Source organism: Vibrio sp. 10N.222.55.C6 (assembly GCF_041473395.1).
GTDB lineage: Bacteria > Pseudomonadota > Gammaproteobacteria > Enterobacterales > Vibrionaceae > Vibrio > Vibrio crassostreae_C.
In genome coordinates this window covers 30,419-56,263 of record NZ_JBFRSD010000009.1, presented here as the reverse complement: position 1 = coordinate 56,263, position 25,845 = coordinate 30,419, and the positions used below count along the sequence as shown (strand labels likewise).

Below are 25,845 nucleotides of genomic sequence, written 5' to 3'. Positions count from 1 at the left end.
TTTTTGAGTGGAGAGTTTAACGCATCATAAAATGAGAGTCTTCGACAAGATGGTTACCAATATCTAAATTCTGATCTTTAGCTCAATTCGATGATTTGAAAGCGTTTATACGAAGGTCGCAATAGTGCGAAATCACCATTCAAGACAAAAGCCCAAAACGAAAAAAGCCCTCTCTAACCAAAAGGTTTGAGAGGGCTTAGCATGGTGTCTAGGACAGTATCCTAAAAGGTAAACCTAAGGAGTAAACACTATGCTAAATCAGTCTGCGACTTATAGGTAGTAACGAGCACCAAGTAGCCATTGGTCGTCAGCTTTCTCTTTGTACTCACCAGAACCTTGTAGGTCGAATTGGTAACCAGCGAAGCCTACGAACTGAGATGTGAAGTTGTATTCAGCTTGTAGAGCTGTTGTAGAGAATACAGTTTCGCTCTTCTTATCATCTTCTACAGCTTCGTAGTTAACGCTTAGGTTAAGGCTGTTAGAAAGAGCGTAAGATGCTAGTAATTCAACTGCTACTGTCTCTTCTAGAGCAACGCCTGAACTTGAGTTCATGTAGTTGTTCATTGCGTAAACACCAGCTAGGAACAAGCCTTCTGAACCGTAAGAGCCGTATGTTGCACTAACTACGTGAGAATCAGCTGTTTTAGAACCACCTGCGATGTTACCAAACGTAACATCACCAGTGTTGTATGCGTAGTTTGCAGTCACATCAGCAATCGAGTAGTTCAACGCGATTTGACCACGGTTACCGTATTCGTTTGTGTTTGAAGCTGACACGTCGTCAGACTTACGACCTTGCCATGCAACACCAACGTTTAGAGAACCTGCGTTGCCGAAATCGATAGCATTAGCGTAACTAACCATCTCTTCACCACGACCAGTACCTAGGTTACCGTGATCGTCATAGATGAAGTCGTTCGCGAATGCGATTGGCATATCAGCAACACCAGCAACGTTGTAGTAAGGTGCCCATTGAGTACCTACTGCTGCACGACCGTAATCATCGTGAGAAAGGCCAACGTAACCAAGACGAGTTGTGAATGACTCATCACCACCGTCTAGCATGTTTAGCGCCCATTCACCTTTAGCGTCAGCAGTAAAGCCATTACCAAGGTCGTGAGTTGCACCGAAGTTGATACGTGGAGAAACAGTTTCTACACCGATGTCATCTTCGTTAAGACGGTCAGCGCTGTTTACATCACCAACTGCAACTGAAACGTGACCGCCAACTGAGAATGTTGTGCCGTCTTCGTTGTAAAGTTCTACTGCAACTGCCTGTGTACCAAATACTGCACCAGAAATTGCTAGCGCTAAAAGTTTCTTATTCATTTGTCATGTCCATTATGTAACTGGGTGAGTTATTCACTAACAACCTCGTGCTTACGGAGAAGTTGTTACCTGTATTTAACAAGTAGCCAAACCCTAATATACGAATGATAATAAAGTTGCATTAAAATATATAAAATAAAAAAAATCGCACTATAAAAAACAAAAATCCCTTCTAAAACAAATAAATAACACAGTAATCACTGGGAGCTCTTTTCATTCTTTGAGATAATTACTTTGATTATTTTTGATTTTATAATCACCAAAAAAGCATTGAAAATCTAAACCCAAGGTAACTCATCAGACCATCGAGAGGCTCGCCTTTGCCTTTGAAACATTTTGTAACACGTAGAGCTCAGCTGAAATATTTAGCTTTGTGAAACAAATCCCAATATGAGCTAGGAAAAATCGTTCAATAGAAAGTTCATTAGAGAAAAACAAAAAAAGGGCAACCAATCAGCGACTGGTTGCCCTTCATAACTCATCATTGAACTCTTATTTGAAGCAAACCTCAGCCCAACGAGCTAAACCTGCAGTTACTGAACCGAAGTAATTACCACTCACAATCGGTACATTCGGCACAGCTTGTTGTACGGCTTCACGAAGTATCGGTGAACGAGCGGAACCACCCGTCATGTAGATTACGTCTGGCTTTTTCTGGCCTTGTTGAATCGCTTCTTTAACCAACTCAATCATCTTAGACTTTGGTGTTTCAATCGCTTCAACCATCTGTTCGACTGAGATATCTACCTCGACCAGTTCAGAGGCAACATTAATCGCAGCACGATATTGAGGGGATTCTGCCAGCGCAATCTTGGCCTCTTCCGCTCTACGCACAATACCGTAACCCAAAGTGTCGTGATAAACCTTCATCAAACGTTCTAGCTTTTGAGGCTCTGACGCTTCTTTACGAAGTAATTTTAATGCCGCTAGGTTTTCTCTTGAATAGAAGTTCTTTTGAGCTTCAACATTATTAATCGCAATTGGGTTCCAGAATTGAGTCAGTGGCATATCAATACCCGAAATGCCTTTGCTGCCCATACCAAAAGGTGACATCAGTTGTTTGAATGCAAGATAGATATCGAGGTCATTCCCCCCTACCCTTTGCCCACTGTGTGCCAACAAGCTCTGGGTACGATCCGCTTTACCAGACCACGTTGGTCCCATTTCTAATAATGAGCAATCGGTGGTACCACCGCCAATATCAACAACCAATACTGTTTGGTTTTCAGTTAATGTGCTTTCGTAATCAAGGCCTGCGGCTACGGGCTCAAATTGAAAAGCGATATCAAGGAAACCGGCACGCTTAGCTGCGCGAGACAGTATGTCTTCAGCTTGTCTGTTCGCCTCTTCACCACCTCGACCGTGGAAGTTAATTGGTCGGCCGATAACAGCTTGCTTGATCTGCTCTTGAGTCGTGAGTTCGGCTTGATTCTTGATATTTGCCATCATGGCGCACACTAAATCTTCGAAAAAGCTCACCTGCACATCATGCAGTCCACTCGCGCCAAGGAAAGATTTAGGGGACTTAACATAATAAACATCGCGAGGGTCTTCTAAATATAAGTCCAACGCAGCCTGACCAAATGCCATGTCTTCTGGCACTAAGTCGATACTCTCTTCTCTGTTCAGCGCAATCGCACGTCGTAGTACTTGCTCACCGATCGCATCACTCGGCTTGATATTCAAGTGGCGGAATAGATGTTCAGAAACACTCTCACGAGTAGGCGCAAACACGGTTGAGGGAATATAGTGGTTGTTACCTTCTAGCGGTAACAGGCTTGGCTCTCCATTAACCATCGCCGCGACAGAACAGTTCGCTGTTCCATAATCAAATCCAATAAACATAATATCCCCCACTCAACAAAAGGGGCGAGATGCTACATGAAAAGCCTAAAAATTACGAGGTCATTTCTAAATTTAACTGAGTAATTTCTTAGCTTAACGGCTCTTCAAGAAGAAACAAATATGCTACATTTCAGCCCAAATGAATCACGGGTTAGAGAAATGAAAACACCTTGCCGAGCGGCTTGTAAAAATAATGGCGGAATGTGTAGTGGCTGCTTTCGAACAATGGATGAGATTATTAGCTGGAAAGGCTTATCTGAAAACGAACGAGCGTCAGTCATGGATAACCTTACTGGTACGAGTTCGACTCACCAATGTCCACAGTGTAATGAGCAAGCTCAATGCGATATCAGTGCGGGTAAAGATACGTGTTGGTGTTTTGACCTAGAAAAACGAGATACTAGCGATATTCCAAAGGCTGGAGTTTGTATGTGTCGTAAGTGCTTGTCTGCCCTGCCCGTTCAGTAGTTTAGAGCCCATTTAGTAAGTTACTGGATAGCAAGTTACTAGCCAGTTCAACATAGACAAAAAAAGCGAGAGGTTGTTTTCTCGCTTCAAAATACTGAGATTAAATTTCGACCTAATCGTTACCTGGTTAGTGTCTACTTCACTTTTGCAACCAGCGCAGGCTGAGAAAACTGGATACCATTCCAGCCATGAACCATAAAGTTACGAATATTTTGATGGTCGCTGTTCTCAGGAAAACCTAGCACGTCGTTACGATAAAATTGACCAAAACAAGCAAGTGTTTGCTCTGCTGATAGGCCTTGCTCTAAACCAAAAGCAAAAATCTTACACGAACCATTATTCTGCCCTGCAGCGTTCACTACCTCACCATTGCGAAATTCGCGCTCAGAAAAATCATAGTGAGCTTCGATCACTTGCATTGTATCTTCAAATTGCACGGCCTCTGGGGTTTCAGCCAGAGTATTCAATAAGGTTTCCAGTTCCATTTACTATTTCTCCATCAAGTATATATCTGTCAGCAGTGTATCTTGTTTTACGACAAGAGTAAGCCGTTGTTTACTTGAGATAGCGATTCACTTTTTTGTTGTACGCTGCTAATGACTTCAATGAAACTAATGACATAGTTTTATCAGGGCGTTATATTATTTTATCAAACGATTAACATTGTTCAGTAACGAATATGCATAAAGATAAAAACTTAGAACTGTTCAGATACCTAAAGCCAGGTACAAAAACAGCAGGTGTATTGGAATTTGGCCCAGACGACTCAATCCAGATCAGTACACTTTATATCGGACACAAAGAAGATCAGTACCTCATCCTAGAGCTTACGCAAAAAGCGACAGAAGCACTGACGCTGAGAAAGCTCACAAACGTTGATATTATTGTTCGTGCGATTACCGACACCGAACTTGGGCACATTGTCGCGTTCAAAACCAATGTACTGGCTCATATCACCTCTCCAGCACATCTAATCTTCCTTCGCCCACCCTCAAACTTTGCAACCAAGCCTATTCGTGAACACGAAAGGTATAAAGTACGTCTCAGCTGTGAAGTCACTTTTGATACCTTGTCGCTGGATGCCACACTAGTCGACTTTTCAGCGTCAGGGTGCGGTATCTATCTTACCCAGCAATCAGATATTGATGTCGGCTGGAAGATAAAAGTTAATTCTGACTTAAATGAGTACTTAGATGACGATCTTGTCTACAAGGTGGTAAGTAAGAAAAGGCAAAGACAAGGCTGGCTGCTAGGTATCCAATTCCCTGAACACCTAGATATGAGTGATGAGTTGAAAACGCTGCTATTGGAACAAGCCTTTGTCGCTGGCTCGATATAAAGGCAGAAAATTAGTTACTTCTCTTCAACAGACTCCATTAAAGAGCACTAAGTTAAAGCCTAGTGCTCTGTGTCATTCCAGTATGAGTTTTTGAAATGAACAAACGCTTGGTGGAGCGACTCTTCTTTAATCGGCTTTACAATCACGTAATTCGCCCCTGCGGCCATAAAGCTGTCTCTAGTTGACTCTTGAGCATCAGCGGTACACGCATAAATAGGGGCTGACACACCAATCTCACCTCTTAGCTGCTGAGTGGTTTCAACACCACCGAGATTAGGGAGTTGGTTATCCATCAAGATCAAGTCATAGGTAATCGTCTTAGCCATCTCAATCGCTTCTAAGCCATCTTTTGCCCAGGTGACGACCATGCCATATTTCTTACAGAAAGCCTGAGCAATAAAGGCGTTGGTGTGATTGTCTTCCACCAGCAACACATTCAAAGGTCGACTAAACAACGCCTCTGGCTCAACCTCAGCTTGTTGCTTAGCATCGACTAATAGCGGCTTGGCGTGTACGACTACAGGAATTTCTATCGTGAACTCTGAGCCTTGACCTATCACGCTGCGGACTTGAATGTCCCCTTCCAGCATATCGACCAGATTTTTTACAATTGTAAGTCCTAAACCAGTGCCACCATATTCACGAGTGGTGGTCTCTTCGGCTTGAACAAAGGGTTCAAAAACAGCATCAATTTTGCTTTCATCAATACCAATGCCAGAATCTTTCACTCGAACGATCAAGCTGGCGTGATCGGAGTTAAAGATACTCTCGATCTCAAAGCTGACGGAGATACCGCCTTGATGAGTGAATTTAAAAGCATTACTCAACAGATTAAACATGATCTGATTGAGGCGTACTTGGTCAGTATTGATTTCAATGTCATCAACCAAGTGATTCACAATGGTAAATTCGACGGATTTATCTTCACACAGCGGTCGATAGATGCTGTCTAAGGTATTAACTAACTCCCCTAAACGGAAGTCTTTCTTTTGAATATTAAACTGCCCTTGCTCAATCTTTGAGAAGTCCAAGATATCGTTAAGTACCGCCAGTAAATGTTCCGCACTATTACACAGTACATCCACCTGCTCGCGATTATCTTCATTGTGCATAGAGCGCTTGAGCAGCTGAGACACACCGAGAATACCGTTGAGCGGCGTGCGAATCTCATGACTCATCTTAGCTAAGAAGTCTGCTCGCACATTCGCAAGATGCTCAGCTTCTTCTCTTGCTCGATCAGCCTGTCTTTCCGCCTCGATAAGCTTAGTAATATCTTGCCCTTGTACCACCACTCCTGTGATGCCGTGTTCCACGCGAATAGCAGACATGTTCCAACGAAACACCTTTTCACCAATGGGTACGTTAATACCCGTCAGTTTAGAACCCTGAACCACCATTTGAATATTAGGCAGCATTCGCTGCTCAAACTCTTGGGCAATTGGACCATAATTGTCATCAGCATCGAACAACGCCATGCGAGCGGCGGGGTTCATCTGAATCAAATCGCCTTTTTCAGACCAAACTAAGATAGGCGAATGAGCAAAGTTAAAGAGATCTTGGAATTTTTGATTCTGTTCAGATAAGCGCTCAAAGGTGTCTTCAAGAGTACAACCAATATGATGAAATTCGAAAATGTTAGAGCCATCGAACTTGTTGTACTCTTCGCTAGCACTTGCCGAACGAGTAAAGTCCATTAGCTTATCAAGCTCGGCTGAGACTCTCTTTTGAATCCAAGTTCGAGCAAAAAAAGACATCAATATGATCACCACAATCACCACGATGATCGCACGCTGATAATTCTCTTCTAACGCAACGAAATTATTATTTTTTTGAACAGCTCGAATGATTAAAGGAGTTTCAACAGCATTAATCTTAATGGTTGCGATGGTAACGAAATGACGCGGCAACTGTTCGTACATTTGGTAATTGAGGATGTCAGTAATGGTGTAGCTTTCATCACCACTGAATGGCGATGTCACCGGTGTACCGTGCGCTTCAATCACGATATTTTCGCTATTACTGCCCTGTTGGATTGACTCAGCCAAAGAGAAGTTGTTGTCAAGCACAATGGCGATATAGAGTTGACCAAGGACTTCCCCAGTAGCGTTATCAACAATAGGGGTACGGCGAGCCAACAAGTGACGCTTACCTATATCTGTCCTCAGTTTAATAAAATGCCAATTACTGCTGAACGAAACCTCATCAGAAATATGCTTTAAGTTGGACTCATCCAAACCATAAAATTGACTGTTGCCGTCTTCCCAAGCCAAACCATCGTGGGTTGAGACAAAGCGTAAATCTGGTGCATGATCCGGTTCACGTTGGTCAACACCAAAGAAAAAGTAGCTCAGAGTCTCGTCATTACCCGTATCAAAGTACTCTCTGAGAGTTTCACTGTGTGAGCTACTGTCTTGATGGATTTGCAGCACCGACAAACGATAATCAAACATGTTTTGGATCAGGCTTGAGGTTTGCTGTACCGTTCGATTCGTCTCTTGCTGTACGATATTACTGCTGGTTTCATAATTATGAATAAGCACGCCAAGTGCCATCACGCCTATCACCAAAATAACGATACGCGTAATGAGTCTAGCTAAAGTGTTTCTAGGTGTACTGGCGTAACTTTTCTTCATTAGTGACCTGAGTACCTAAATGCTCGCTGTTTAAGTTCTGAAATACGTTCTGGGGAATCTTCCTTGGTGACAATTTCAAATTCACCAGAGTAAACGGTAGGCACTTCCAAACCGGCCAGATCCCACTTGATCGCCTCTGCCATTGCAATGCCTGTATCGTCGTTCATACGCATGACAGTAACATCTAGGTCGCCCCTTGCAATGGCTTCAAGTTCAGCAGAGCCGCCTCCCCAACCATTCACTAAGATGTCTTGGCCCAATTCACGAATCGCTTCCATTGCACCGAGAGCGACATCCGTTGAACATGCATAGATAAAGTCTAGATCCTTATCGTTCTCTATGCTGATTTTAGCCGCTTGGTAGCCACTGTCTTTGTTTGATTTTGTGTAAAACGAAGACTTAAGGGTAAAGTTGGTATCCGTATTCACTTCATGGATAAAAGTATCTCCACGCGCATCACTGATATAGCCTTGTGAGTAATACAAAACAGAATACTTACTGTCTGGCGGACTTACTTGTTTAAAATAGTCCGCCAGTTTTAAACTGCCTGTCGCATGGTCAAAACCCACATACATAAATGGCTGTCTATCTGCCCAAGCTCGCACTGGCGTCGTGATATTTTGAAGAATCAGTTTGGTGTCTGTAGAGGTCAACACGTGCTCGATAAACTTGCGGTGGCGCGTGGTATCTAGCGTGAAAATCAAATAATCCGTCTTGTTTTCAATCGCTTCTTGCAACGAAATACTCTGCTGCGCGAGATCGGCATTAATACGGGTAAACACTTGATTTATTTGATAGCGGATCTTCAGCCTATCGAGACGCTTCTCAAAAGCTTGAATATTGCGAACCCAGTAATCCGAGATCTGTTGACCCGGATACACCACGGAAATCGTGATCGGCTCATCTTGGATCCTTCTCAGTGGCACAGGGTGATTTTGTACAGCCTCGACCATTTTATCGGTCAATGCTCTTTGTTCTGGAAAAGTGGAAAGATAATCTTGGTATTCCCAGTACCCATTGAGGACATGAGTACCATGGGAGAGAGCGGACGCAGAAAATACGGCAAGTCCAAACAACATCAGTAAACGTTTCATATTTTTCTCGTTTTATATGAGCTACTTTGGCTCATTTTTTAACCTAGCATGACACCATCTCTTTGTATGGCTAATGGATATTATGTAGGACAACGATGATAAATGATAGCGTCTAACACTAATTAGAACGACATTCCAAATGAGCAATATGTTAATTTGGAATGGAGATTAAGAACAACGAGTTAAATTATGATTTCAGCCCATTCACGGTAAGAGTAATTACCATTTAAATTCATAAGCTTAGCTAGAGCCGATATAGCTCCTTACACTATTAAGATTTAATCAATAACAAACATTTTAGCTATGAATTATGAGACTTCGATATATTGAATTTTGTCTTTTTGCCACTCAATAATCAGTTTGAGTGATACCAGTTTTTCTTTGCGGGATTTGGGCAACTGCTTGATCGCGTATTCGGTTTTCAACGCCTCACTTTTTGAGCCAACACCAAAGCTCCAAACCAGCTTAAGTGGGCCTTTACCTTTTAAAGCTTTGGCGCCTTTACCGGTTTGATGTTGTTCAAATCGACGTTCTAGATTGTTCGTCACGCCACAATAAAGGGCATTGTGACGATTGCGGATCAAGTACACGACCCAATCCGCATTTTTATCAGCATCTGACATTTAAAGCAGTGATTCAACCAGAGCCTTAAGCTCTGCCACTTCTGCTCGTAGGCTTGCAACTTCAGACTCAAGCTCTTCAAACTTTTCACTCGTTGCAGAGGGGGCAGCCGCGCTTACTGATGCCATCGCAAACGCTTCAACGTCCACTTCACCGCTCAACAAATGCTGGTAGCGTGATTCACGTTTACCCGCTTCGCGTGGCAGCTTCACAACCAAGGCACCTGCTTCTCTTGCAGCGAGTTTGTCTAATGTTGCTTCTACTTCTTTCACATCACTAAAGTTTGCAAGGCGACCCGTTCGAGTACGAAGTTCACCGGGTGTTTGCGCACCGCGCAGTAACATACAGCAGATGATTGCACGCTCTTGCTCTGTAAATTGCAGATCGCCGAACTCAGTGTTGCAGAAACGATGCTGATACTTATTAACACGGCTATTGAAGCTGCTCTCATCACTCACCATGCGACGTCCGATTAAACCATCAACTGCATCTAAAACATCTGACTCAGAAAGAGAGAGAACAGGTTCACGGTTACTCTTTTGATTGCATGCCGTGGTTAAACTGTTCAGTGTCAGTGGGTAATGATCGGGAGTAGTGACTTCTTTCTCGATCAAACAACCGATAATTCTCGCTTCAATTGGGGAAAGTACTGTGTTCATCGTTTTTCCTTTTTATTATTTTGATAATTCCATCTCAACACCTAACAATGCAGTAACTAGTGTTCAGACAAAATTGGTACTCGTTTCTTTCTGCCCTGTTCATCAATCATTATGATCTTAGAACGGTTTAGCTCTATTTCCACGACTTCCAAATAAGTACGCTCTTGTACATACGCATCACGAAGCTTGTTTTGTTCTGCTGAAGATTCAGTGACATTGTCGTCCAATTCTTCGTTTTCCAATTGTTGTTGATTCATTTCACATTTCGTATCAATGCAGTATCTACATGGGATACTAACTTGAACGGTAAGATAAAAACAATCACACATCAGCGAGAGTGACGAATAATTAAACAACCTTACTTTTGCTTTGATCTAAAGACTGTTACATCATCAATTGATGTGCTTTAATCAGAAGCAGACAACGTATTTGACGAATAGGAAAAGGAATCTATGAGCAGCGTATTTGAAATTGTTAACCAAGCACGACGTAAGAACAAACTTAAGCGTGAACTTTTAGACAACGAAAAGAAAGTTCGTGACAACCGTAAGCGTGTCGACCTTCTTGATAACCTACTTGATTACATCAAGCCAGAGATGACCCACGACGAGATCCTAGGCATTATCAAAAATATGAAAGCTGACTACGAAGACCGTGTTGATGACCACATCATCAAGAGCGCTGAGATTTCTAAAGCTCGCCGTGACATCAGCCGTCGCATTCGTGAACTGACAGAAGAAGACAAGCAAATCCAAGGTAAGAAGTAATCTAACCTCGCTAATTTACTTGTAACAATGTTAGTAACCCACTCTTAGTAGTGGGTTTTTTTTACCTAAACTCCAGCGTCTATACTTAAGCATCTAAACCTAACCGTCTAGGCTTAAGCGTACCTAAGCAAAATGAATGAAACTCAACAGCAGTATCAAACTAAATAACAAGTGTACACTAGCGATGGAGAGACTTTATGTACGGAAGTATTCTGATTACCTTGGCGTTATCAACGACACAACCTTACCCTGAAAAATTTGAGAAACTTTATACCGAAGAAACCGAAATCACTTATGACGATCTCGTGGTCGATGTTCATGGCTACAAGGTTCCGACCCGATCAGCATTTCGAGGTTGGATGCTCCTCAATCACGCTCAAGACCAAGTGAGAGCAATCGGACAACAACTCAAGGACAATGGCGTTACTCAGAGCATGCCTCTGCATCTCGTTCTATTGCAAGGGACGGATTGGGCAATGAGTAATACAACCTTGTTTACCCTCCCAAATAAGAAACATGTGCCAAACATGATCAATACCCTGAAGTACATACAACAATATATTGAGCCTGAAATCGGTGTTGTTATACCAGTATCTGGAGAGCGAACCGATATCTACAATCAACAAGCTGGTGGTGCACTGCGAAGTAAGCACTTAGAGTTTTGTGCCTTAGACCTAGTGCCTGCAAATGACATTACTCGCGAAGATCTACACGTGAAACTTAAAAAGATTCATTCGGAATTCGGGCAAAAAAATAATGTTGGGCTTGGTTTATATTCAGGTGTTCGATTCCACATCGATACTTGTGGGTTTAGACAATGGTAAAGAAACACGATCAAGTCATAAAGACCTGCAATTCGCACGTGTCACTTAGACTCTCAAAACAAGCGAAATTACATAAGATTATGATTTTAAATGTAAATTAAAACTGGAACGCTAATTGATATTAATAACAAGTATCATAATTATTAATAGCAATTAGGAATTCAATATGAAGACGATGACTCAACGCTTTCAAACTCTGCTTTCTGTTTCAAACTTCAGTCTAGCTATCACAACCTTGCTTATGCTTCTCAGTATTATTGTTGCTTATCCAATGGCCGATCACTTCTCACTGCCAATTCAAATCGTCGCCCACATCAGCACCATCTTAGTCGCAGCCTTGCTGAACATCAGCTATGTCGGTCGTTGCCTTGCACAATACAACCTTGGATTGGAAGTTCGTTAAGTAGCGCCGCGCTAGCCTTGATACGGGAGCCCTAGACAATATCAAGGCTACTGAAAAGATCGTACAGCTGGTGAGATTTATAGGGTTTAGGTAAGTAGGCGTTCATACCGGCTTCAAAACAATCTTTGATGTCTTCTTCTAGAACACTGGCGGTTAAAGCTATGATGGGTAATGGTGTGACTTGTTGATCGGCTTCCCACTGACGTATCGCACGAGTCGCCGTTATGCCATCCATAACAGGCATCATGCAGTCCATTAAGACTGCATCAAACTGAGCACCCTGGGTGATGACATCCACCGCTTCTTGGCCATTACTGGCAATCAAATATTCATAACCCGCTTGCTCAAGGAAGAAGCTCGCTATTTTTTGATTCATCAGATTGTCTTCAACGATCAAAATGCGTCGATTCAGAGAGCGAACTTCTTCATCTTTTGCTTCCACTTGAGGCGTTTGCTCTTCGCCCACATCGAGAGATTGTAAGCTGGTTAAGAAACGTCGGCCCAAGAATGGCAAGGTATGAGTCGAGTGGACCGTTTCTCTGATTAGGTTGGTTTTAAATAGGTGATGCTGACAAACGATGACGCGAGCAAGAGGATATATCACCTTCAACGTCGCAAGATCTTTTTCCATAGAGTGGTGCAAGGTATGACAATAAAGTATGAAGTCACTTTCTTTTACACTTTCACTAAGAGCAGCAATGGATGACACCACATTGGCTCGAACATTCAAACGCTCACACTCTTTAACGAGCTGATCGAGGTAATTGAAAGAGTTCGAGATGATGGTCGCTCGGCTCAGGTTATCGAAAGTTTGAACAGGCGCTTCTACAACATCGACATACAAACAAAAAGTGAATGTAGAGCCCTCTCCTTTCACTGAACGCGCGGTAATGTAACCACCCATCAAATCAACAAGCTGTCGACAAATCGCAAGCCCTAACCCCGTACCGCCAAATTGACGGGTAATGCTGCCATCTTCTTGAGTGAAAGGTTCAAATATGGACTCTAACTTCTCGGGCTCAATCCCAATCCCGGTATCAGACACGCTGCATTCAAGCTTGCCCCTGCCCATAGACATAGGTGTATAAGCAATGTCAGTTGTAATTGTGCCCTTAGACGTAAATTTGATGGCATTAGAAAGCAGATTGGTCAGCACCTGTCTCACGCGGTACTCATCGAAAAACAGTTGTGACGGCGTTTGATAATCGATATTGATGTCGAGCTCAATATCCTTACTTATCGCTTTCGACTGAATCACACTCACAGAGTCATAAACCGCTTCTCGCAAATCAGCATTGTGTGGTGACAACATCAAGTTACCCGACTCGATTTTAGACAGGTCGAGTATGTCATTCAGCAGCACCAGTAAAGAGTGAGAGGACGATTCGATATCCCCCAGTACTTCTTGTTGATTTGGGCTCAGTTGGCTTTGAGATAAGATCTCAGCCATGCCAATGATCCCGTTAAGTGGCGTGCGTATTTCATGTGACATATTTGCTAAGAATGCGCTTTTGGCTTTGTTAGCCGAAATCGCGTCTTCTTTTGCTGTTATCAACTCTTTGTTGTGCAGATAGTTGCGTTCCATCACTCGATTTAGGGTTTCAGTGAACTCGGCAAGCTCATCGTTCCCTTGGATACGAATCACCTTTGGCTGGCCGTAGCTATCAGCGCATTCCGACACACCTTTCAAGATAATCGACAGGTTTCTGTTTAAGCGCAGAGATGTCGCAACCCCAAGCCACATCAAAACACCAGAAGCGATGAGTATAAGCAACGTCATGACCAAGGTTTGCCTTTTCTGCAACGCGATATTCTTGGTCAGTTCAAACTGTATTTGATTGGTGTAAGCGCCAATCGCGTTTGAAATAGCCCGTTTTTTAACCTCTAAGCTTTTCAAGTGTTGATATATTTCGGGTGATGAAAAGTCCCCTTTGAGGATTCGAGATATAAATTTGTCTTGAAAATCATCTTTGGCGACCGCGTTTAGCAGTTGCCTAATTTCAGGTGAACGAGTGTCAGAGCGGAAAAATGCATCAAGCAACTGTTGCTGCCTCTCTAGCGCACCTACATAGCTCAATAAATATTGATTTCTTAGCTCGGGCGAGCGATACAAACTGAAGCTTAACCACGCTTCTCTCTGAGTCCAAAACACATAATGCGTAAGATTGATAAACATCGCTTCCGCTTGACCAATATTGCCATCGACTAAGGCCATGCGATATTCGGACAGCTCCATCAGCACGTCTTTTAACAAGTCGAAAGCGCGCTCTGTCAATTGTCTGCTGTCTGTCGTTTCAGGTGTACTAGCTAGGATCATCAACAGCTTTTTCAATTCAGCTAACTGAGGGTCAATACTCCAATTGCTGTCGAACCGTTGAAGTCGCATTCCATACTGAGTCAGTCTATCCAGTTCTGATTGCAGTGTTAAAAGCAACTGACCTTTCTCAGGGGAATCATTAGACAGCACCAACCATCGATAAGCATCACTTGAAACCGTATTAAAAGATTGAAGCGCTTCAACCTTAATACGCGTTGTTTCAAGGTGATTCATCTTCTCATCGTTCTTAAGCACTTCATTCACTGTAAACCCGAACATAATGAGTACAGAAACCGTGGAAAGAAAAATAAGACGCCATCTAATTGACATGTTTATCATTTTTATAACGACTCCCTTCCCGAAAGTAATTTACCTAGCCCAAATTAAGAATAGGACATTAACAGGGGGTTATTGATCAAATTGGATATGAACAAACGATACTCTGAGCCCAGAACCAAAAATTAGAATCAACAAGCATCCAAAACAGGGCTTTACAGCGGAGGTGTCTGCTTTACTAAGTGAGGTTGAGACAAGCCGATTCTAGACAAGTGAACGTTATGTGAGAGAGGTCTACTCGAGGAGGTTTCTACCAATGAAATGTAAACAAGCGAGATTTCAGTGAGCAAAATGTAAACAAAAGACGTTTTCTCCAGTTATTATCACCGGCATAACAAGTACACATCCACATTCTGCGGCTCAACTAGACTGTGAATAATGACTCTGCGCGCTAACAAAGCGGATAGTTAGGTTAAAATTGTGACATCCAATCGTTTGCGTGATGCACTTTTCACGCTCAAGCTAGGCTTATTCAAAGGTCGAACAACAATACTCGCTGATTCCCTTATTTGTCGTTTACTGTTTACGTGTAACTTGAGTTAGCGATCACACCTTTATTGTTCATTATGACCTGCATTACATATTATCTTTTGAATTGAGTATTTTTTGACGAAAAATAAGTGCTACAGATTGTTAAAGTCAATAGTCTTTATCGACGTTCAAATCTTGATTTATTGCTAATATCAAGGCAATTTAAAGATATTTTGTCTGCATTTATTTTTCCTAGCAGAATAACCCGTCGTACCTTACAATCCTGCCACATAAAAATCACAAGTTACACACAAGGTATATCAGCACATTTAAGTGGCAATAAAGACCACAGACTGATGCCTCAAATCCCCTATGCTGATTGGCTTCCCTACATCCGCCATGAATGCAGAAACTTAACGTGAAAGGTCCCGAGTAAAGATGAGTCCCGAAAAGCACCTCCTAGATTGGCAAACTAGTCAAACCATTGCTGAATCCATCGCTCCAACTTTAGGTCAGTTATACCGTCAAAAAGGCGTAGAAGTTATCCTCTTTGGTAAGACCTTAGTTAACGCGACAACTATCGACATCATCAAAGCTCACCGCATCGCAAAACGTTACACGGGTTCTCCTCTTACAGCAGAACAGACTCAACCTATCATTCAACACCTTCTCTCTATGGACTTATCTCCATGTCGTATTGATGTTGGTCGCCTTGCGCATTCATTCTGGCAAGATCGCGAAGACACACACGGGTTGGATGATTTCCTACAAACTGCACTTATCGAATCGCTTGAAGGCGATGCAATGACAGAACCTCGTGACGTTGTATTGTACGGTTTTGGTCGTATTGGCCGACTGCTAACTCGTCTGTTGATCGAGAAAAGTGGCCCGGGGTACCCACTGCGTTTACGTGCAATCGTTGTACGCGGCGGCAAAGATGGCGACCTAGAAAAACGTGCAAGCCTGCTTCGTCGTGACTCTGTACACGGCCAATTCAACGGCAGCATTGTTGTAGACCAAGAACGCAAAGCGATCATCGTTAACGGTAACTTCATCCAAGTTATCTACGCAAACAAACCAGAAGAAGTGAATTACACGGCTTACGGTGTTGAAAATGCACTTGTGGTTGATAACACAGGCGTATGGCGTGACGCGGAAGGCCTGAGCCAACACGTTGCGTGTAACGGTGCGAAGAAAGTGCTACTGACTGCACCTGGTAAAGGCGACATCAAGAACGTGGTATTTGGTGTGAATGAAAATGTTATTCAGCCAGAAGACACCATCATCTCTGCAGCAAGCTGTACTACTAACGCAATCACGCCAGTATTGAAAGCGGTTCACGACAAGTTTGGCGTGCTGTCTGGTCACATCGAAACGGTGCACTCATTTACCAATGATCAAAACCTAATCGATAACTTCCACTCGGGTGATCGTCGTGGTCGTGCTGCATCATTGAACATGGTACTGACATCGACTGGCGCTGCTAAAGCAGTATCAAAAGCGATGCCGGAAATGGAAGGTAAGCTAACAGGTAATGCGATTCGCGTTCCTACGCCAAACGTTTCAATGGCAGTTGCGAACCTAAACCTTGAGAAAGGCACAAACAAAGAAGAGTTGAACGAGTACCTGCGTGAAATGGCGCTGTCTTCTGCTTTGTCTGCACAAATTGATTACACAGACTCGACTGAGATTGTATCTACCGACTTGGTTGGCTCTCGTCACCCAGGTGTGGTTGACGGTGTGGCGACTATCGCACAAGACAACCGTGCCGTGCTGTACATTTGGTACGATAACGAGTTTGGCTACAGCTGCCAAGTTGTTCACTGTATGGAACAGATGATGGGTGTACGCTACAAGACATACCCAGAAGTTTAATTAACTTCGCTCTTGTAGATACGTCCATCGCAACAAGCTCCACAACATAATAACTATATCTGCGAAGTCTGTATGGACTTCGCAACCCCTTTTGTTTTACTCCCCCGTATAAACAAGAGGGTTGCCACTTAGATCTGCTCTCTCTAACTGATCTAGGTGGCCTTTTTACATCTAGCGCCCTAACTTTTATCGCTATAATAAGATCTTGTCTTCATCACTCTTGCACAGCTTTACGTCTGTTATAACTCAACCTCAACATCTGACTGAATCGAGCTTGAACATGCAAGCACGTAGCCCTGTTCAATCTGCTCTGGCGTCAATGTTTCTTGGCTGCTTGATTCCACAGATCCTTTGGTCACTTTGCATTTACACGAACCACAAATCCCACTACGACAAGCGATAATAATTGGAACGCCTGCTTTTTCTAATGAATCCGCCAATGGTGTGCCAGTTTCCGCTTCAACTTCAGCGCCGAACGCAGGCACAAATACCTTAACAGCACTATTCGTATCGTCAGCAATTTCGGCGTTTGACGCTTCTGATTGAGCATCCTGAGTAGCAGGAGTAAAGCTTTCTTGATAGAAGTTATCCATGTTGAACTCAAGCTCTTTCAGATAACTCTCAATATCTTGCATGAAGCCGACAGGCCCACACAGGTAAACCGTTCTATCTAAGATATCTGGGCTCAGTTTCACCAACCAGTTTTTATCTAAACGACCTTGAGGGGCGGTTGTTCCTTCGTTGTCTTTTAACAGCAGTTTTAAGTTGAAATTCGCATGTGATTCATCGAGCTGATGAAGTTCTTGAAAGTAGATAGTCTCAAGCTTGTTGCGTGCCATGTGGACGAAATCAATCTCAATGTCACTGTCACTGTCACTGTCTTGAGACAGCCAATATTTTACCATCGCCATTACGGGTGTAATGCCACAGCCCGCACTCACTAGCGTTACTTTCTTTGTTGCCGTTGGCATGCAATCAATACAGTTAAACGAGCCTGCCGGCTTCAACACAGAAACCTCGTCACCTTCATCAAGCTCATCAACAATAAAGTTCGAAACCAAGCCACCTTCCACACGCTTGACCGTCAACTTCAGGCGGTTATCTTCGGGGCAAGAAGCCACGGAATAAGCACGGTAATCCGTTTTCGTCGGCATATCTAAACCCAAGGTGATGAACTGACCGGGCTTAAAATTGAAATGTAAATCTTGTGGAATACTGCCAAGCTCAAAGCTGACCGTATCTGGCGTCTCGTGCCATTTCTTTAAACACACTAAATTGATTGAATCGCTATCCGACCATGCATACATAGTTCACACACCTCACTGATACTAAAGAATTAAATCTAAAAAGCCCCGCCGCTGCACGTTCCTAGAGAACAGCAACAACGGGGCTTGGGAGTGGGCTTAGATTAAGCCGCTAAGATTGTTTTAAGATCTTGCTCTGGCGTTGAGATAGAACGCATATCGAACTCGTCTTGAATAATCTTTAGTAGGTTTTCAGTTAGGAATGCAGGCGCTGTTGGGCCTGTGTAGATACCTTTCACACCCAGTGCGAACAGAGTAAGCAGGATAACGATCGCTTTTTGCTCGAACCAAGAAAGAACAAGTGTTAGTGGTAGTTCGTTGATGCCACAATCAAACTCTTGAGACAGCGCAAGAGCAAGCTGAATCGCTGAGTATGCATCGTTACATTGGCCAACATCGAGCAGACGTGGAATACCGTTAATGTCGCCGAATTGGTTTTTGTTGAAACGGAATTTACCACATGCCAATGTCAGGATTACTGAATCTTCTGGCGCTTGAGCTGTGAAATCTGTGTAGTAGCTACGTTCAGATTTGTCGCCGTCACAACCACCCACTAGGAAGAAGTGTTTGATGTTGCCTTCTTTCACTTGTTCAACAACCGCAGGCGCTGCTTCCATCAAGGCGTTACGACCAAAACCGACAGTGATCATTTGCTCGATCTCGTCATGCTTAAAGCCTTCTTGCGCAAGAGCACAATCGATCACTGCACTGAAATCGTCACCTTCAAGGTGAGCAACACCCGGCCAGCCTACGATGCTACGCGTAAATAGGCGGTCAGCGTACGAGCCCACATCTGGGTTAAGCAGACAGTTAGATGTCATTACGATCGCACCTGGGAAGTTCGCAAATTCTTTTTGCTGGTTCTGCCAAGCGCTGCCGTAGTTACCCGCAAGGTGTGGGTACTTGTTTAGTTCAGGGTAGCCGTGTGCAGGTAGCATCTCACCGTTGGTGTAAACGTTAATGCCCTTGCCTTCCGTTTGTTGAAGGATCTTTTCTAGATCATGCAGGTCGTGACCAGAAACAAGGATACAGTGACCTCGCTTCGTCTTCACATTCACGGTTGTTGGTTGAGGGTGACCGAAGGTATCTGTCTCGCCTTTATCCAACATTTCCATGACCTTGTAGTTCATTAAGCCGATCTGCATAGACGTATCTAACAGTTGTTTTAGGTCTGATGGATCTGTACCTAGGAACGCCATGATTTCATGGTATTCAGCGAAAATAGCATTATCAGTTTGACCAAGAACACGTGCGTGCTCCATGTAAGCTGCTGCACCTTTTAGACCGTATAGGCAAAGAAGGCGAAGACCAATCACATCTTCGTGTTGAGAGTCGTGACCACGGTTTACCGCCGCTTGAGGGGCAAGCGCCAATAGCTCTGAAGAGTCCGTTGGAAGGTCGAATTGAGCAGCAGCAGAAAGCGCTGGGATCTCAAAACCAATCAATGTCGCTGCCGCGCGAACCTGTTGCTCTAAACGCTGCTTGAATTCATGGGACTGTTGTGCGAATTCGATGATACGAGCAGGGTCGAAGTTAACGTTGGTTAGTGTTGCGAAAAACGCTTTTGGCGCCCACTCGTCGATTTCAGTATCAATAACATCACACGCACGGCCCAAATTGGCCCAAAAAGAAACACCTTGAAGAGAATGCACCAACACGTCTTGAAGGTCGGATACTTCCGAAGTTTTACCACACATACCTTGTGCGAAAGAACAGCCTTTTACGGTTGGGGTTTGAATTGTTTGTTCACATTGAATACAGAACATATAAGGGCTCCAGTAATTTTTATTAACTGTAAGTACTTTGCTTACAGTGACTTATTCCAACCCCTATAGAGCATCAAGCGTGCCAACTTTTAACATATTGATTTTATTAAACTTAGTTTTATTCCATGTTTTTAGTGCGTGATTATGACTACATATAAACTCCCTAACAGCACACATCCGTGTCATAGTGACTCTCAGAGATTTATTAACGGCGTTCATGTTTCGTTCAGAATAGAAGCGATAAAGTAACAACATAGAAAAAGAGGAATGAATATGAAAAATATATTAGTTACGATTGTTGCATTGTTTACTGGCCTTTTGGCGTTATTCACAAGCTTGATCCTTGCTATTCCTTTAGCTATTGCAGCTTTAATCACTGGCAAACGCATTCAGAATCAAATGAAGAAACAGGGTTTCGCAGCTCACATTAACACACGTCAATCATCAACCAATGATGCCGGTGTTATTGAAGGTGAATACGAAGACCTTTCAAGCAAAAAGTAATCTAAACTTAAGTTTCAAACACAGTGAAAGCACAACAGAGACAACATTAAAAAATGCATAGAAATACCATTCTAACGCTGCTCGCCTTAACGACTTTAAGTCTCGTTGGTTGTTCCAACGAGACACCGATACCCGCTTACGAAACATCTCCAGACTTGCCTAGCTATCAGCAAGACAGCTTTGATGCCTACGTCAATGACACACAAGATTGGTTATTGAAAAACCGCGTGTTCATGACGGAAGACAAGCAACTCGAGATCCAACTCAATTCACCAACCGAGTATCAACCAACCTCGCCAAACGGCAAGGCGGTATTATTGGTTCATGGATTAGGCGACTCACCTTACTCATTTAAAGACATCGCTACCCATTTGGCAGAGCAAGGTTACTTAGTGAGAACCGTATTACTTCCGGGTCACGGCAGTCGCGTGGGTGATTTAATGCAGCCGAGCCTAGAAGATTGGCAAGGTGTGGTGGCTCATCATACGAAGTTACTTGAGCAAGAGTATGATTCTGTTTGGCTAGGCGGCTATTCAACCGGCGCGAACCTCGTGACTTCACAGGCGATGAACGATCCAAAGATCTCTGGGTTACTGCTGTTCTCACCTGCGTTTCAACCGAGCTCGTCTGCCGTTCAATACGCGGGACTAGCAAGCTACTTTGTCACTTGGGCGGATCAAGATCCTGAAGACAATGTGTTGCGTTACAACTCGTTGCCAATGAATGGTGCATCGGTTTACTACGAGACATCAGAAGTCGTACGTGGTGACTTACAAGATAAACACTTCGATAAACCAGTTTTTATTATGATGAGTGAAGGCGACAGCGTGATTGACACCAACTACGTTCAGCAAGCCTTTACTGAATCTATGCCGAATCCAAACAATGTGTTGGTTTGGCAAGGAGAGACGACTCTCGAGGATCCTCGCGCTGTTCAGTACAGCATGAAGATCCCAGAGCAACGCATCTCGAACGGCTCTCACATGGGCTTACTGTTCTCACCAAACAACCCTTATTACGGAATCAATGGTAGCGAGAAGATTTGCTCCAATGGTCAGGCAGAAGGGTTTGAAGAACAATGCAATGCAACCAGTGAGGTTTGGTACTCAGCTTGGGGCTATCGTGAAGAAGGGAAGAACCATGCGCGTTTGACCTACAACCCCTACTTCTCAGACTCGATGGCGAAGCTAGATGCCGTACTGAACTCTGAAGGCTAATAAGCTCAAGTCTTCCAAAAGCTAATCCAGAGAAATCAAAAAGGCTCACTAGATAACGTCTAGTGAGCCTTTTTTAATGAGTGTCGTTTCTGGTGAACGTCTAGGGTCTGTTGACCTTTAGAGCTGATTTTTGCAGCACTTTGTGGGAAATTTCTACAAGGCAGAGGCTTCTCATGTAGCTAGCCTACATGAGAAGCCGATAACGCAGTAGAAATGAACCACAAAGGCTGCCCGAAGGGTTCGGCTAGAATCGTTTTATGCTTTGTTAAGAAGTATTAACTTAGAATGACTAGGCTACATACTCCTTGCCGCGCCTAAAACGATTCTATCTCGAACAAAATTTAACCACTAAAAGTTAACAGACCCTAGTTACTTATTCTTATCGTTTACTGCTATATCGTCCACACCACGCGAACAGCAAGCAGGATCAGCACCACGCCAGATAGTCGATCAATCAACTGAGCTTTCGAGCGAATACGTTCAACAATCAACGGGCTAGACAGTACCAAGGTGATAAAGGTGTACCAAAGGCCGTCGACAATCAGCGGCGTTGAGACAATAATCACTTGATTGGTCAGTTCATTACCTAGCGCTACAAATTGGCTAAACAGAGCGATGAAGAACAATGCGATCTTTGGGCTCAAGATAGAGATCAAGAAAGCCTCACGAGCAGACTGCATGTAACTCATCTTTTCACCCGCTTCTAATTTCGCGGCAACACCACCTTTCGAACGTAACGCATTAACGCCAAGATAAAGCAGATAAGCAGCCCCCGCTAAGCTAATACCTTTAAATAACATTGGGGATTGCTCAAGCACAACAGCTAAACCAACAATGGTTGCGAACGCATAAATACCGATACCAGCAGCGTGTGACCAAGCTGCGATAAGCCCGTTCATACGGCCACCAGCCAAACTGTGTTTAGCGATCATCGCCAAGCTTGGGCCCGGAGACATTGCACCCAACAAGCAAATCGCTAATAAAGAAAACCAAATTGTTACTGTCATCATTCCATTCCTAATAAAATAAAGCGTTCCAGCTGAACGCTCTACGCTTAATACTCAATACTTGGCACTTACCATAATTCGCAGGAGGTATTATTTGAAATCAAAGATTATCATCACACCTATGATTTCAAGTCATACTGATATTGTAACTCGACTTTTGCATGGCTTGGAATGCTTTTTCTCGCGCCCATTTGTGGGCAGAGTCGTTGTCATATTTAGGATGCCACATTAACCAATAGGTATGCATTTCCGTATCAAATGGCAACGAAAAGTAGGTAGTATCGAGGTGTCGACCTAGGTTATAGGCGATATGTTCTGGCACGATCATCAGATAGTCGTCTTGCAATAACACAGTACCAGCAGATGAAAAGAACGGAACCTGTAAAGCCACTCTTCGCTTCAGCCCTTGCTTCTTCAATGCTATGTCCGCGTAACTGTCTTTATCTCCACCACCCGTCACTTTGATGTGAGAGTAGTGAACAATATCTTCTGCACTCAAAACCGCTTGTTGAGCCAGCGGGTGCGACTTTCGCATCAAACACACCGACTTATCTTCACCAAGTTTGATACTTGAGACATGTTCTGGCTTTGTGGGAAACATACTGGAAGCCAAATGAATCCCAGACTCGTTCAGTGCTTCAAGGTAGTTTGGCTGCCACAATCGATAAGCCAAATTAATGTTCGGCGCTTCAGCAGACACCTCTGCCACAATCACAGGAAGAATATACTGAGCGACATAATCACTCGAAGACAACACCAATTCACCCTGCCAGTCTTGCGGCTCGAAGGGTTTATCATCTAACAGGTGGTCAAACTCGCCAAGCAGGTCGTCGAGTTTACCTTTGAGTAGCAATGCACGGTTGGTCGGCACCAGTTTGTTGCCGTCACGGACCAGCAAAGGGTCGCCACACAAATCACGTAACTGGCTGAGCTGACGGCTCACCGCGGATTGTGTGATATGCAAACGTTGGGCGGCACGGCTCACATGACACTCTTCAAGAAGTACATGCAGTGAACGCAGTAGGTTTAAGTTGATATTGCCTAACATGAATGCACCGTCGCATTCTGTTTGTTGAAAAACTCGGTCAAAACCGTATGAGTCATTAAGTGGCGAAGATCCGGGTAACTTTGCAGCTGATCGCGAACTCGGTTCAAGCTCTCCATGCTTTCCACTTCCACGTACAACATCATATCTGTCTCACCGCTAATAGAGTGGCACCATTGCACCTCATCAATACTCTGGATTTGTTTCGCGTAAGACTCACAACTATGGTCACTACTCGACATGTCGAACTTCAACAAGATATAAGCGCACACATTCTTCGTTTGGTTGGGTTCTGCCACTTGAGCGCAGTAGCCCGTAATCACTTTCTCGCTTTCCAGTTTCTTGATTCTGGCGTTCACCGCTGAGCGCGAGAGGCTGACATCTCGGGCGATATCGCTCACTGAGCATCGTGCATTGGTTTTGAGAATATCCAAAATCTGGCGATCAAATTTATCCATGCTTCTGATTCTTTTCATTTATTGTTCTATTTATAACGCCTAATTTGACACAACTTTCCTACTTATAACAGCCATTCTGACAGCCGACACTTTCACACTGAATCGGATTAATACCGTTAAAATGACGGTGTCTTACGACGTTTCGCTAGCTGTATTATTGATGTCAACAATGTATGCTCTCAATCATAACTTCTCACACACCAGAAGAAAGTTACTGGAAGACCGTGACCAGAATCAAATAGCTAGGAGAGCGAATGACACAACTCAAACAAGAAATCACGCTTATTTCAGGAATCGGACAACTCTCGACGACCTTGCTAGGCACTGGATTATTTATGATCCCTGCGATCGCAGCAGGCATTGCAGGACAGTTGTCTCTTCTCGCTTGGTTAATCCTGTTTATCGCTATTTGCCCGATTGCACTGACCTTCGCATCATTAGGAAAACGCTACCCGAATGCAGGTGGTACTGCCTATTTTGTGCGCCAGGCGTTTAGCGAGCGATTAGAAACAAGCGTGGCGTGGTTGTTTGTGAGTGTTATTCCTGTCGGTATTCCAGCGGCCATTGCACTGGCTGGTGGTTTTGCTCAACAATTGTTACCCGCACCTCTCGATACACCACTTGGTGCTCAATCCTTTACCGTCGCCCTGCTTATTGCCGTCAATTTGATGGGCAGTAAATCTTCTGGCCGACTGCAAACCGTGATCGCATTGTCGATTTTTGCCTTAGTCAGCGCTTTTGTTTGGAAAGCCGACATCACGGCAACCGATGTTGCTCTTCCTGCCATCTCATCCAATTCAATGTGGTCTATCGGCGCTGCTTTAGCTGTCATGTTTTGGTGCTTTGTCGGAATAGAAGCTTTTGCTCACATGGGAGAGGAATTCAAAAATCCACAACGTGACTTCCCAATCGCCATCATTGCAGGCTGTTTTGTTGCGGGGCTAGTGTACTGGGCTTGTTCAGTAGTGATTCTTAAGCTGGGTGCTTTCGGTTCATCTGAATTCGATGCCGCATCCATCCCTTGGGTAACAGAACAACTGTTTGGTAATGGCTTCAAAACCGTCATCAGCGTGCTGGGGTTCTTTGCTTGCTTTGCCAGCCTAAACCTTTACACACAAAGCCTGTCTCGGATGATCTGGGCTCAGGCCCGCCAACACAGCCCTGCAAGTCGAATGGCTCAACTGAACAGCCGCGGCGTACCGCTCTACCCAACGTTAGCAATTGGCTTTGTCGTGCTTATTTCGTGTGTGATTGGTGAGCTGTCTAATTTAGACCTTGAGTTCTTTCTCAAGCTCGCCAACGGTATTTTTGTTCTGGTTTATCTGCTCGCAATGTTAGCCGCTTGCCGATTACTAACAGGCGCATCTAGATACACTGCCATGCTTTCATTGGTCATCTGTACCTTGGTGTTTATCTGTTTAAGTTGGTCGATGCTCTATGCTGTGACTGTTTTTGTGACATTGTCACTCCCTTGGCGGAAGTGGCTAGGTAAAGGTAAACCCACCGTCTCTATCGACAAGTTGTAACTCGATTCGTGATGAATCAGAAAATGGTAAACAAGCC

General features: G+C 43.8%; 23 protein-coding genes. 9 read left to right on the top strand and 14 right to left on the bottom strand.

From position 1 onward, the window contains the following. Positions 1-270 precede the first annotated feature (270 nt). Both AB4486_RS08880 and yegD read right to left on the bottom strand, forming a co-directional pair. A complete protein-coding gene (locus AB4486_RS08880) occupies positions 271-1,329 on the bottom strand; it encodes a porin (RefSeq protein ID WP_372116977.1) in 1,059 nt (352 codons plus the stop codon). A 492-nt stretch (positions 1,330-1,821) separates the two neighbouring features. Further along, complete coding sequence (gene yegD, locus AB4486_RS08875; RefSeq protein WP_017064846.1) at positions 1,822-3,174, bottom strand: molecular chaperone; 1,353 nt, start codon at positions 3,172-3,174, stop codon at positions 1,822-1,824. Positions 3,175-3,333: 159 nt separating this feature from the next. Between yegD and AB4486_RS08870 the strand changes: the two genes are divergently transcribed. Then, a complete protein-coding gene (locus AB4486_RS08870) occupies positions 3,334-3,642 on the top strand; it encodes a DUF1289 domain-containing protein (RefSeq protein WP_372116976.1) in 309 nt (102 codons plus the stop codon). Between the two features lie 134 nt (positions 3,643-3,776). Here AB4486_RS08870 and AB4486_RS08865 read toward each other — a convergent pair whose 3' ends face one another. Continuing rightward, entirely contained in the window at positions 3,777-4,127 is a 351-nt protein-coding gene (locus AB4486_RS08865; protein WP_017061764.1) for a HopJ type III effector protein, read from the bottom strand. Between the two features lie 194 nt (positions 4,128-4,321). Between AB4486_RS08865 and AB4486_RS08860 the strand changes: the two genes are divergently transcribed. Beyond that, the gene (locus tag AB4486_RS08860; RefSeq protein WP_017066093.1) at positions 4,322-4,981 is read left to right on the top strand and encodes a PilZ domain-containing protein; all 660 of its coding nucleotides are present in this window, start codon (positions 4,322-4,324) and stop codon (positions 4,979-4,981) included. 59 nt (positions 4,982-5,040) lie between these two features. Here the strand turns inward: AB4486_RS08860 and luxQ are convergent, their stop codons facing one another. The 5 genes from luxQ to AB4486_RS08835 form a co-directional block, all read right to left on the bottom strand. Beyond that, complete coding sequence (luxQ, locus tag AB4486_RS08855; RefSeq protein ID WP_372116975.1) at positions 5,041-7,614, bottom strand: quorum-sensing autoinducer 2 sensor kinase/phosphatase LuxQ; 2,574 nt, start codon at positions 7,612-7,614, stop codon at positions 5,041-5,043. After that, positions 7,614-8,708 (bottom strand): autoinducer 2-binding periplasmic protein LuxP, encoded by a 1,095-nt coding sequence (locus AB4486_RS08850; protein ID WP_372116974.1) that lies wholly within the window; start codon positions 8,706-8,708, stop codon positions 7,614-7,616. Before AB4486_RS08850 ends, luxQ begins: the two co-directional genes overlap by 1 nt. Positions 8,709-9,016: 308 nt before the next feature. Beyond that, a complete protein-coding gene (locus tag AB4486_RS08845) occupies positions 9,017-9,331 on the bottom strand; it encodes a GIY-YIG nuclease family protein (RefSeq protein WP_017061768.1) in 315 nt (104 codons plus the stop codon). Beyond that, the gene (locus AB4486_RS08840; RefSeq protein ID WP_017061769.1) at positions 9,332-9,988 is read right to left on the bottom strand and encodes a YceH family protein; all 657 of its coding nucleotides are present in this window, start codon (positions 9,986-9,988) and stop codon (positions 9,332-9,334) included. 56 nt (positions 9,989-10,044) lie between these two features. After that, positions 10,045-10,245 carry a hypothetical protein gene (locus tag AB4486_RS08835; RefSeq protein WP_017068647.1) on the bottom strand — a complete coding sequence of 67 codons (201 nt, stop codon included), beginning with the start codon at positions 10,243-10,245 and terminating at the stop codon, positions 10,045-10,047. Between the two features lie 195 nt (positions 10,246-10,440). Between AB4486_RS08835 and AB4486_RS08830 the strand changes: the two genes are divergently transcribed. The 3 genes from AB4486_RS08830 to AB4486_RS08820 all read left to right on the top strand — a co-directional run bounded on the left by AB4486_RS08830 (position 10,441) and on the right by AB4486_RS08820 (position 11,982). Next, positions 10,441-10,755 (top strand): DUF496 family protein, encoded by a 315-nt coding sequence (locus AB4486_RS08830; RefSeq protein WP_004742367.1) that lies wholly within the window; start codon positions 10,441-10,443, stop codon positions 10,753-10,755. Between the two features lie 197 nt (positions 10,756-10,952). Further along, positions 10,953-11,579, top strand: coding sequence for a D-Ala-D-Ala carboxypeptidase family metallohydrolase (locus tag AB4486_RS08825; RefSeq protein WP_017066096.1), 627 nt, complete (start codon positions 10,953-10,955; stop codon positions 11,577-11,579). 166 nt (positions 11,580-11,745) lie between these two features. Continuing rightward, positions 11,746-11,982, top strand: coding sequence for a hypothetical protein (locus AB4486_RS08820; protein WP_017061772.1), 237 nt, complete (start codon positions 11,746-11,748; stop codon positions 11,980-11,982). Positions 11,983-12,013: 31 nt separating this feature from the next. Here AB4486_RS08820 and AB4486_RS08815 read toward each other — a convergent pair whose 3' ends face one another. After that, positions 12,014-14,578 (bottom strand): ATP-binding protein, encoded by a 2,565-nt coding sequence (locus AB4486_RS08815; RefSeq protein WP_372117038.1) that lies wholly within the window; start codon positions 14,576-14,578, stop codon positions 12,014-12,016. A gap of 966 nt (positions 14,579-15,544) precedes the next feature. On the opposite strand from AB4486_RS08815, the gene AB4486_RS08810 reads away from it, so the two are divergent. Beyond that, on the top strand, positions 15,545-16,981 hold the full coding sequence (locus AB4486_RS08810) for a glyceraldehyde-3-phosphate dehydrogenase (RefSeq protein ID WP_372116973.1): 1,437 nt from the start codon (positions 15,545-15,547) through the stop codon (positions 16,979-16,981). Positions 16,982-17,220: 239 nt separating this feature from the next. On the opposite strand, the gene AB4486_RS08805 is transcribed toward AB4486_RS08810, so the two are convergent. Together AB4486_RS08805 and hcp are read right to left on the bottom strand one after the other, a co-directional pair. Then, positions 17,221-18,288, bottom strand: a complete 1,068-nt coding sequence (locus AB4486_RS08805) for a 2Fe-2S iron-sulfur cluster-binding protein (protein WP_372116971.1) — start codon at positions 18,286-18,288, stop codon at positions 17,221-17,223. Between the two features lie 101 nt (positions 18,289-18,389). Then, a complete protein-coding gene (hcp, locus tag AB4486_RS08800; protein WP_017068651.1) occupies positions 18,390-20,051 on the bottom strand; it encodes a hydroxylamine reductase in 1,662 nt (553 codons plus the stop codon). A 273-nt stretch (positions 20,052-20,324) separates the two neighbouring features. Here hcp and AB4486_RS08795 point away from each other — a divergent pair, with 273 nt between their 5' ends. Continuing rightward, a complete protein-coding gene (locus AB4486_RS08795; protein ID WP_372116970.1) occupies positions 20,325-20,555 on the top strand; it encodes a hypothetical protein in 231 nt (76 codons plus the stop codon). 53 nt (positions 20,556-20,608) lie between these two features. Next, entirely contained in the window at positions 20,609-21,772 is a 1,164-nt protein-coding gene (locus AB4486_RS08790; RefSeq protein WP_372116969.1) for an alpha/beta hydrolase, read from the top strand. 392 nt (positions 21,773-22,164) lie between these two features. Here AB4486_RS08790 and AB4486_RS08785 read toward each other — a convergent pair whose 3' ends face one another. The 3 genes from AB4486_RS08785 to AB4486_RS08775 all read right to left on the bottom strand — a co-directional run bounded on the left by AB4486_RS08785 (position 22,165) and on the right by AB4486_RS08775 (position 24,282). Beyond that, complete coding sequence (locus tag AB4486_RS08785) at positions 22,165-22,779, bottom strand: LysE family translocator (protein ID WP_017061779.1); 615 nt, start codon at positions 22,777-22,779, stop codon at positions 22,165-22,167. A 127-nt stretch (positions 22,780-22,906) separates the two neighbouring features. After that, positions 22,907-23,827 (bottom strand): LysR family transcriptional regulator, encoded by a 921-nt coding sequence (locus AB4486_RS08780; RefSeq protein WP_017061780.1) that lies wholly within the window; start codon positions 23,825-23,827, stop codon positions 22,907-22,909. Next, entirely contained in the window at positions 23,821-24,282 is a 462-nt protein-coding gene (locus AB4486_RS08775) for an Lrp/AsnC family transcriptional regulator (protein WP_372116967.1), read from the bottom strand. The genes AB4486_RS08780 and AB4486_RS08775 overlap by 7 nt, the downstream gene beginning before the upstream one ends. Positions 24,283-24,536: 254 nt before the next feature. On the opposite strand from AB4486_RS08775, the gene yjeH reads away from it, so the two are divergent. After that, complete coding sequence (gene yjeH / locus AB4486_RS08770; RefSeq protein ID WP_017066490.1) at positions 24,537-25,808, top strand: L-methionine/branched-chain amino acid transporter; 1,272 nt, start codon at positions 24,537-24,539, stop codon at positions 25,806-25,808. Positions 25,809-25,845: the final 37 nt, after the last annotated feature.

Coding starts and splice junctions, on each gene's coding strand:
- hcp (WP_017068651.1), bottom strand. CDS start 20,051: ATGTTCTGTATTCAATGTGAACAAACAATTCAAACCCCAACCGTAAAA.
- AB4486_RS08810 (WP_372116973.1), top strand. CDS start 15,545: ATGAGTCCCGAAAAGCACCTCCTAGATTGGCAAACTAGTCAAACCATT.
- AB4486_RS08805 (WP_372116971.1), bottom strand. CDS start 18,288: ATGTATGCATGGTCGGATAGCGATTCAATCAATTTAGTGTGTTTAAAG.
- AB4486_RS08840 (WP_017061769.1), bottom strand. CDS start 9,988: ATGAACACAGTACTTTCCCCAATTGAAGCGAGAATTATCGGTTGTTTG.
- AB4486_RS08845 (WP_017061768.1), bottom strand. CDS start 9,331: ATGTCAGATGCTGATAAAAATGCGGATTGGGTCGTGTACTTGATCCGC.
- luxQ (WP_372116975.1), bottom strand. CDS start 7,614: ATGAAGAAAAGTTACGCCAGTACACCTAGAAACACTTTAGCTAGACTC.
- AB4486_RS08775 (WP_372116967.1), bottom strand. CDS start 24,282: ATGGATAAATTTGATCGCCAGATTTTGGATATTCTCAAAACCAATGCA.
- AB4486_RS08820 (WP_017061772.1), top strand. CDS start 11,746: ATGAAGACGATGACTCAACGCTTTCAAACTCTGCTTTCTGTTTCAAAC.
- AB4486_RS08830 (WP_004742367.1), top strand. CDS start 10,441: ATGAGCAGCGTATTTGAAATTGTTAACCAAGCACGACGTAAGAACAAA.
- AB4486_RS08850 (WP_372116974.1), bottom strand. CDS start 8,708: ATGAAACGTTTACTGATGTTGTTTGGACTTGCCGTATTTTCTGCGTCC.
- AB4486_RS08825 (WP_017066096.1), top strand. CDS start 10,953: ATGTACGGAAGTATTCTGATTACCTTGGCGTTATCAACGACACAACCT.
- yegD (WP_017064846.1), bottom strand. CDS start 3,174: ATGTTTATTGGATTTGATTATGGAACAGCGAACTGTTCTGTCGCGGCG.
- AB4486_RS08790 (WP_372116969.1), top strand. CDS start 20,609: ATGCATAGAAATACCATTCTAACGCTGCTCGCCTTAACGACTTTAAGT.
- AB4486_RS08780 (WP_017061780.1), bottom strand. CDS start 23,827: ATGTTAGGCAATATCAACTTAAACCTACTGCGTTCACTGCATGTACTT.
- AB4486_RS08815 (WP_372117038.1), bottom strand. CDS start 14,578: ATGTTCGGGTTTACAGTGAATGAAGTGCTTAAGAACGATGAGAAGATG.
- AB4486_RS08870 (WP_372116976.1), top strand. CDS start 3,334: ATGAAAACACCTTGCCGAGCGGCTTGTAAAAATAATGGCGGAATGTGT.
- AB4486_RS08835 (WP_017068647.1), bottom strand. CDS start 10,245: ATGAATCAACAACAATTGGAAAACGAAGAATTGGACGACAATGTCACT.
- AB4486_RS08860 (WP_017066093.1), top strand. CDS start 4,322: ATGCATAAAGATAAAAACTTAGAACTGTTCAGATACCTAAAGCCAGGT.
- yjeH (WP_017066490.1), top strand. CDS start 24,537: ATGACACAACTCAAACAAGAAATCACGCTTATTTCAGGAATCGGACAA.
- AB4486_RS08865 (WP_017061764.1), bottom strand. CDS start 4,127: ATGGAACTGGAAACCTTATTGAATACTCTGGCTGAAACCCCAGAGGCC.
- AB4486_RS08880 (WP_372116977.1), bottom strand. CDS start 1,329: ATGAATAAGAAACTTTTAGCGCTAGCAATTTCTGGTGCAGTATTTGGT.
- AB4486_RS08795 (WP_372116970.1), top strand. CDS start 20,325: ATGAAAAATATATTAGTTACGATTGTTGCATTGTTTACTGGCCTTTTG.
- AB4486_RS08785 (WP_017061779.1), bottom strand. CDS start 22,779: ATGACAGTAACAATTTGGTTTTCTTTATTAGCGATTTGCTTGTTGGGT.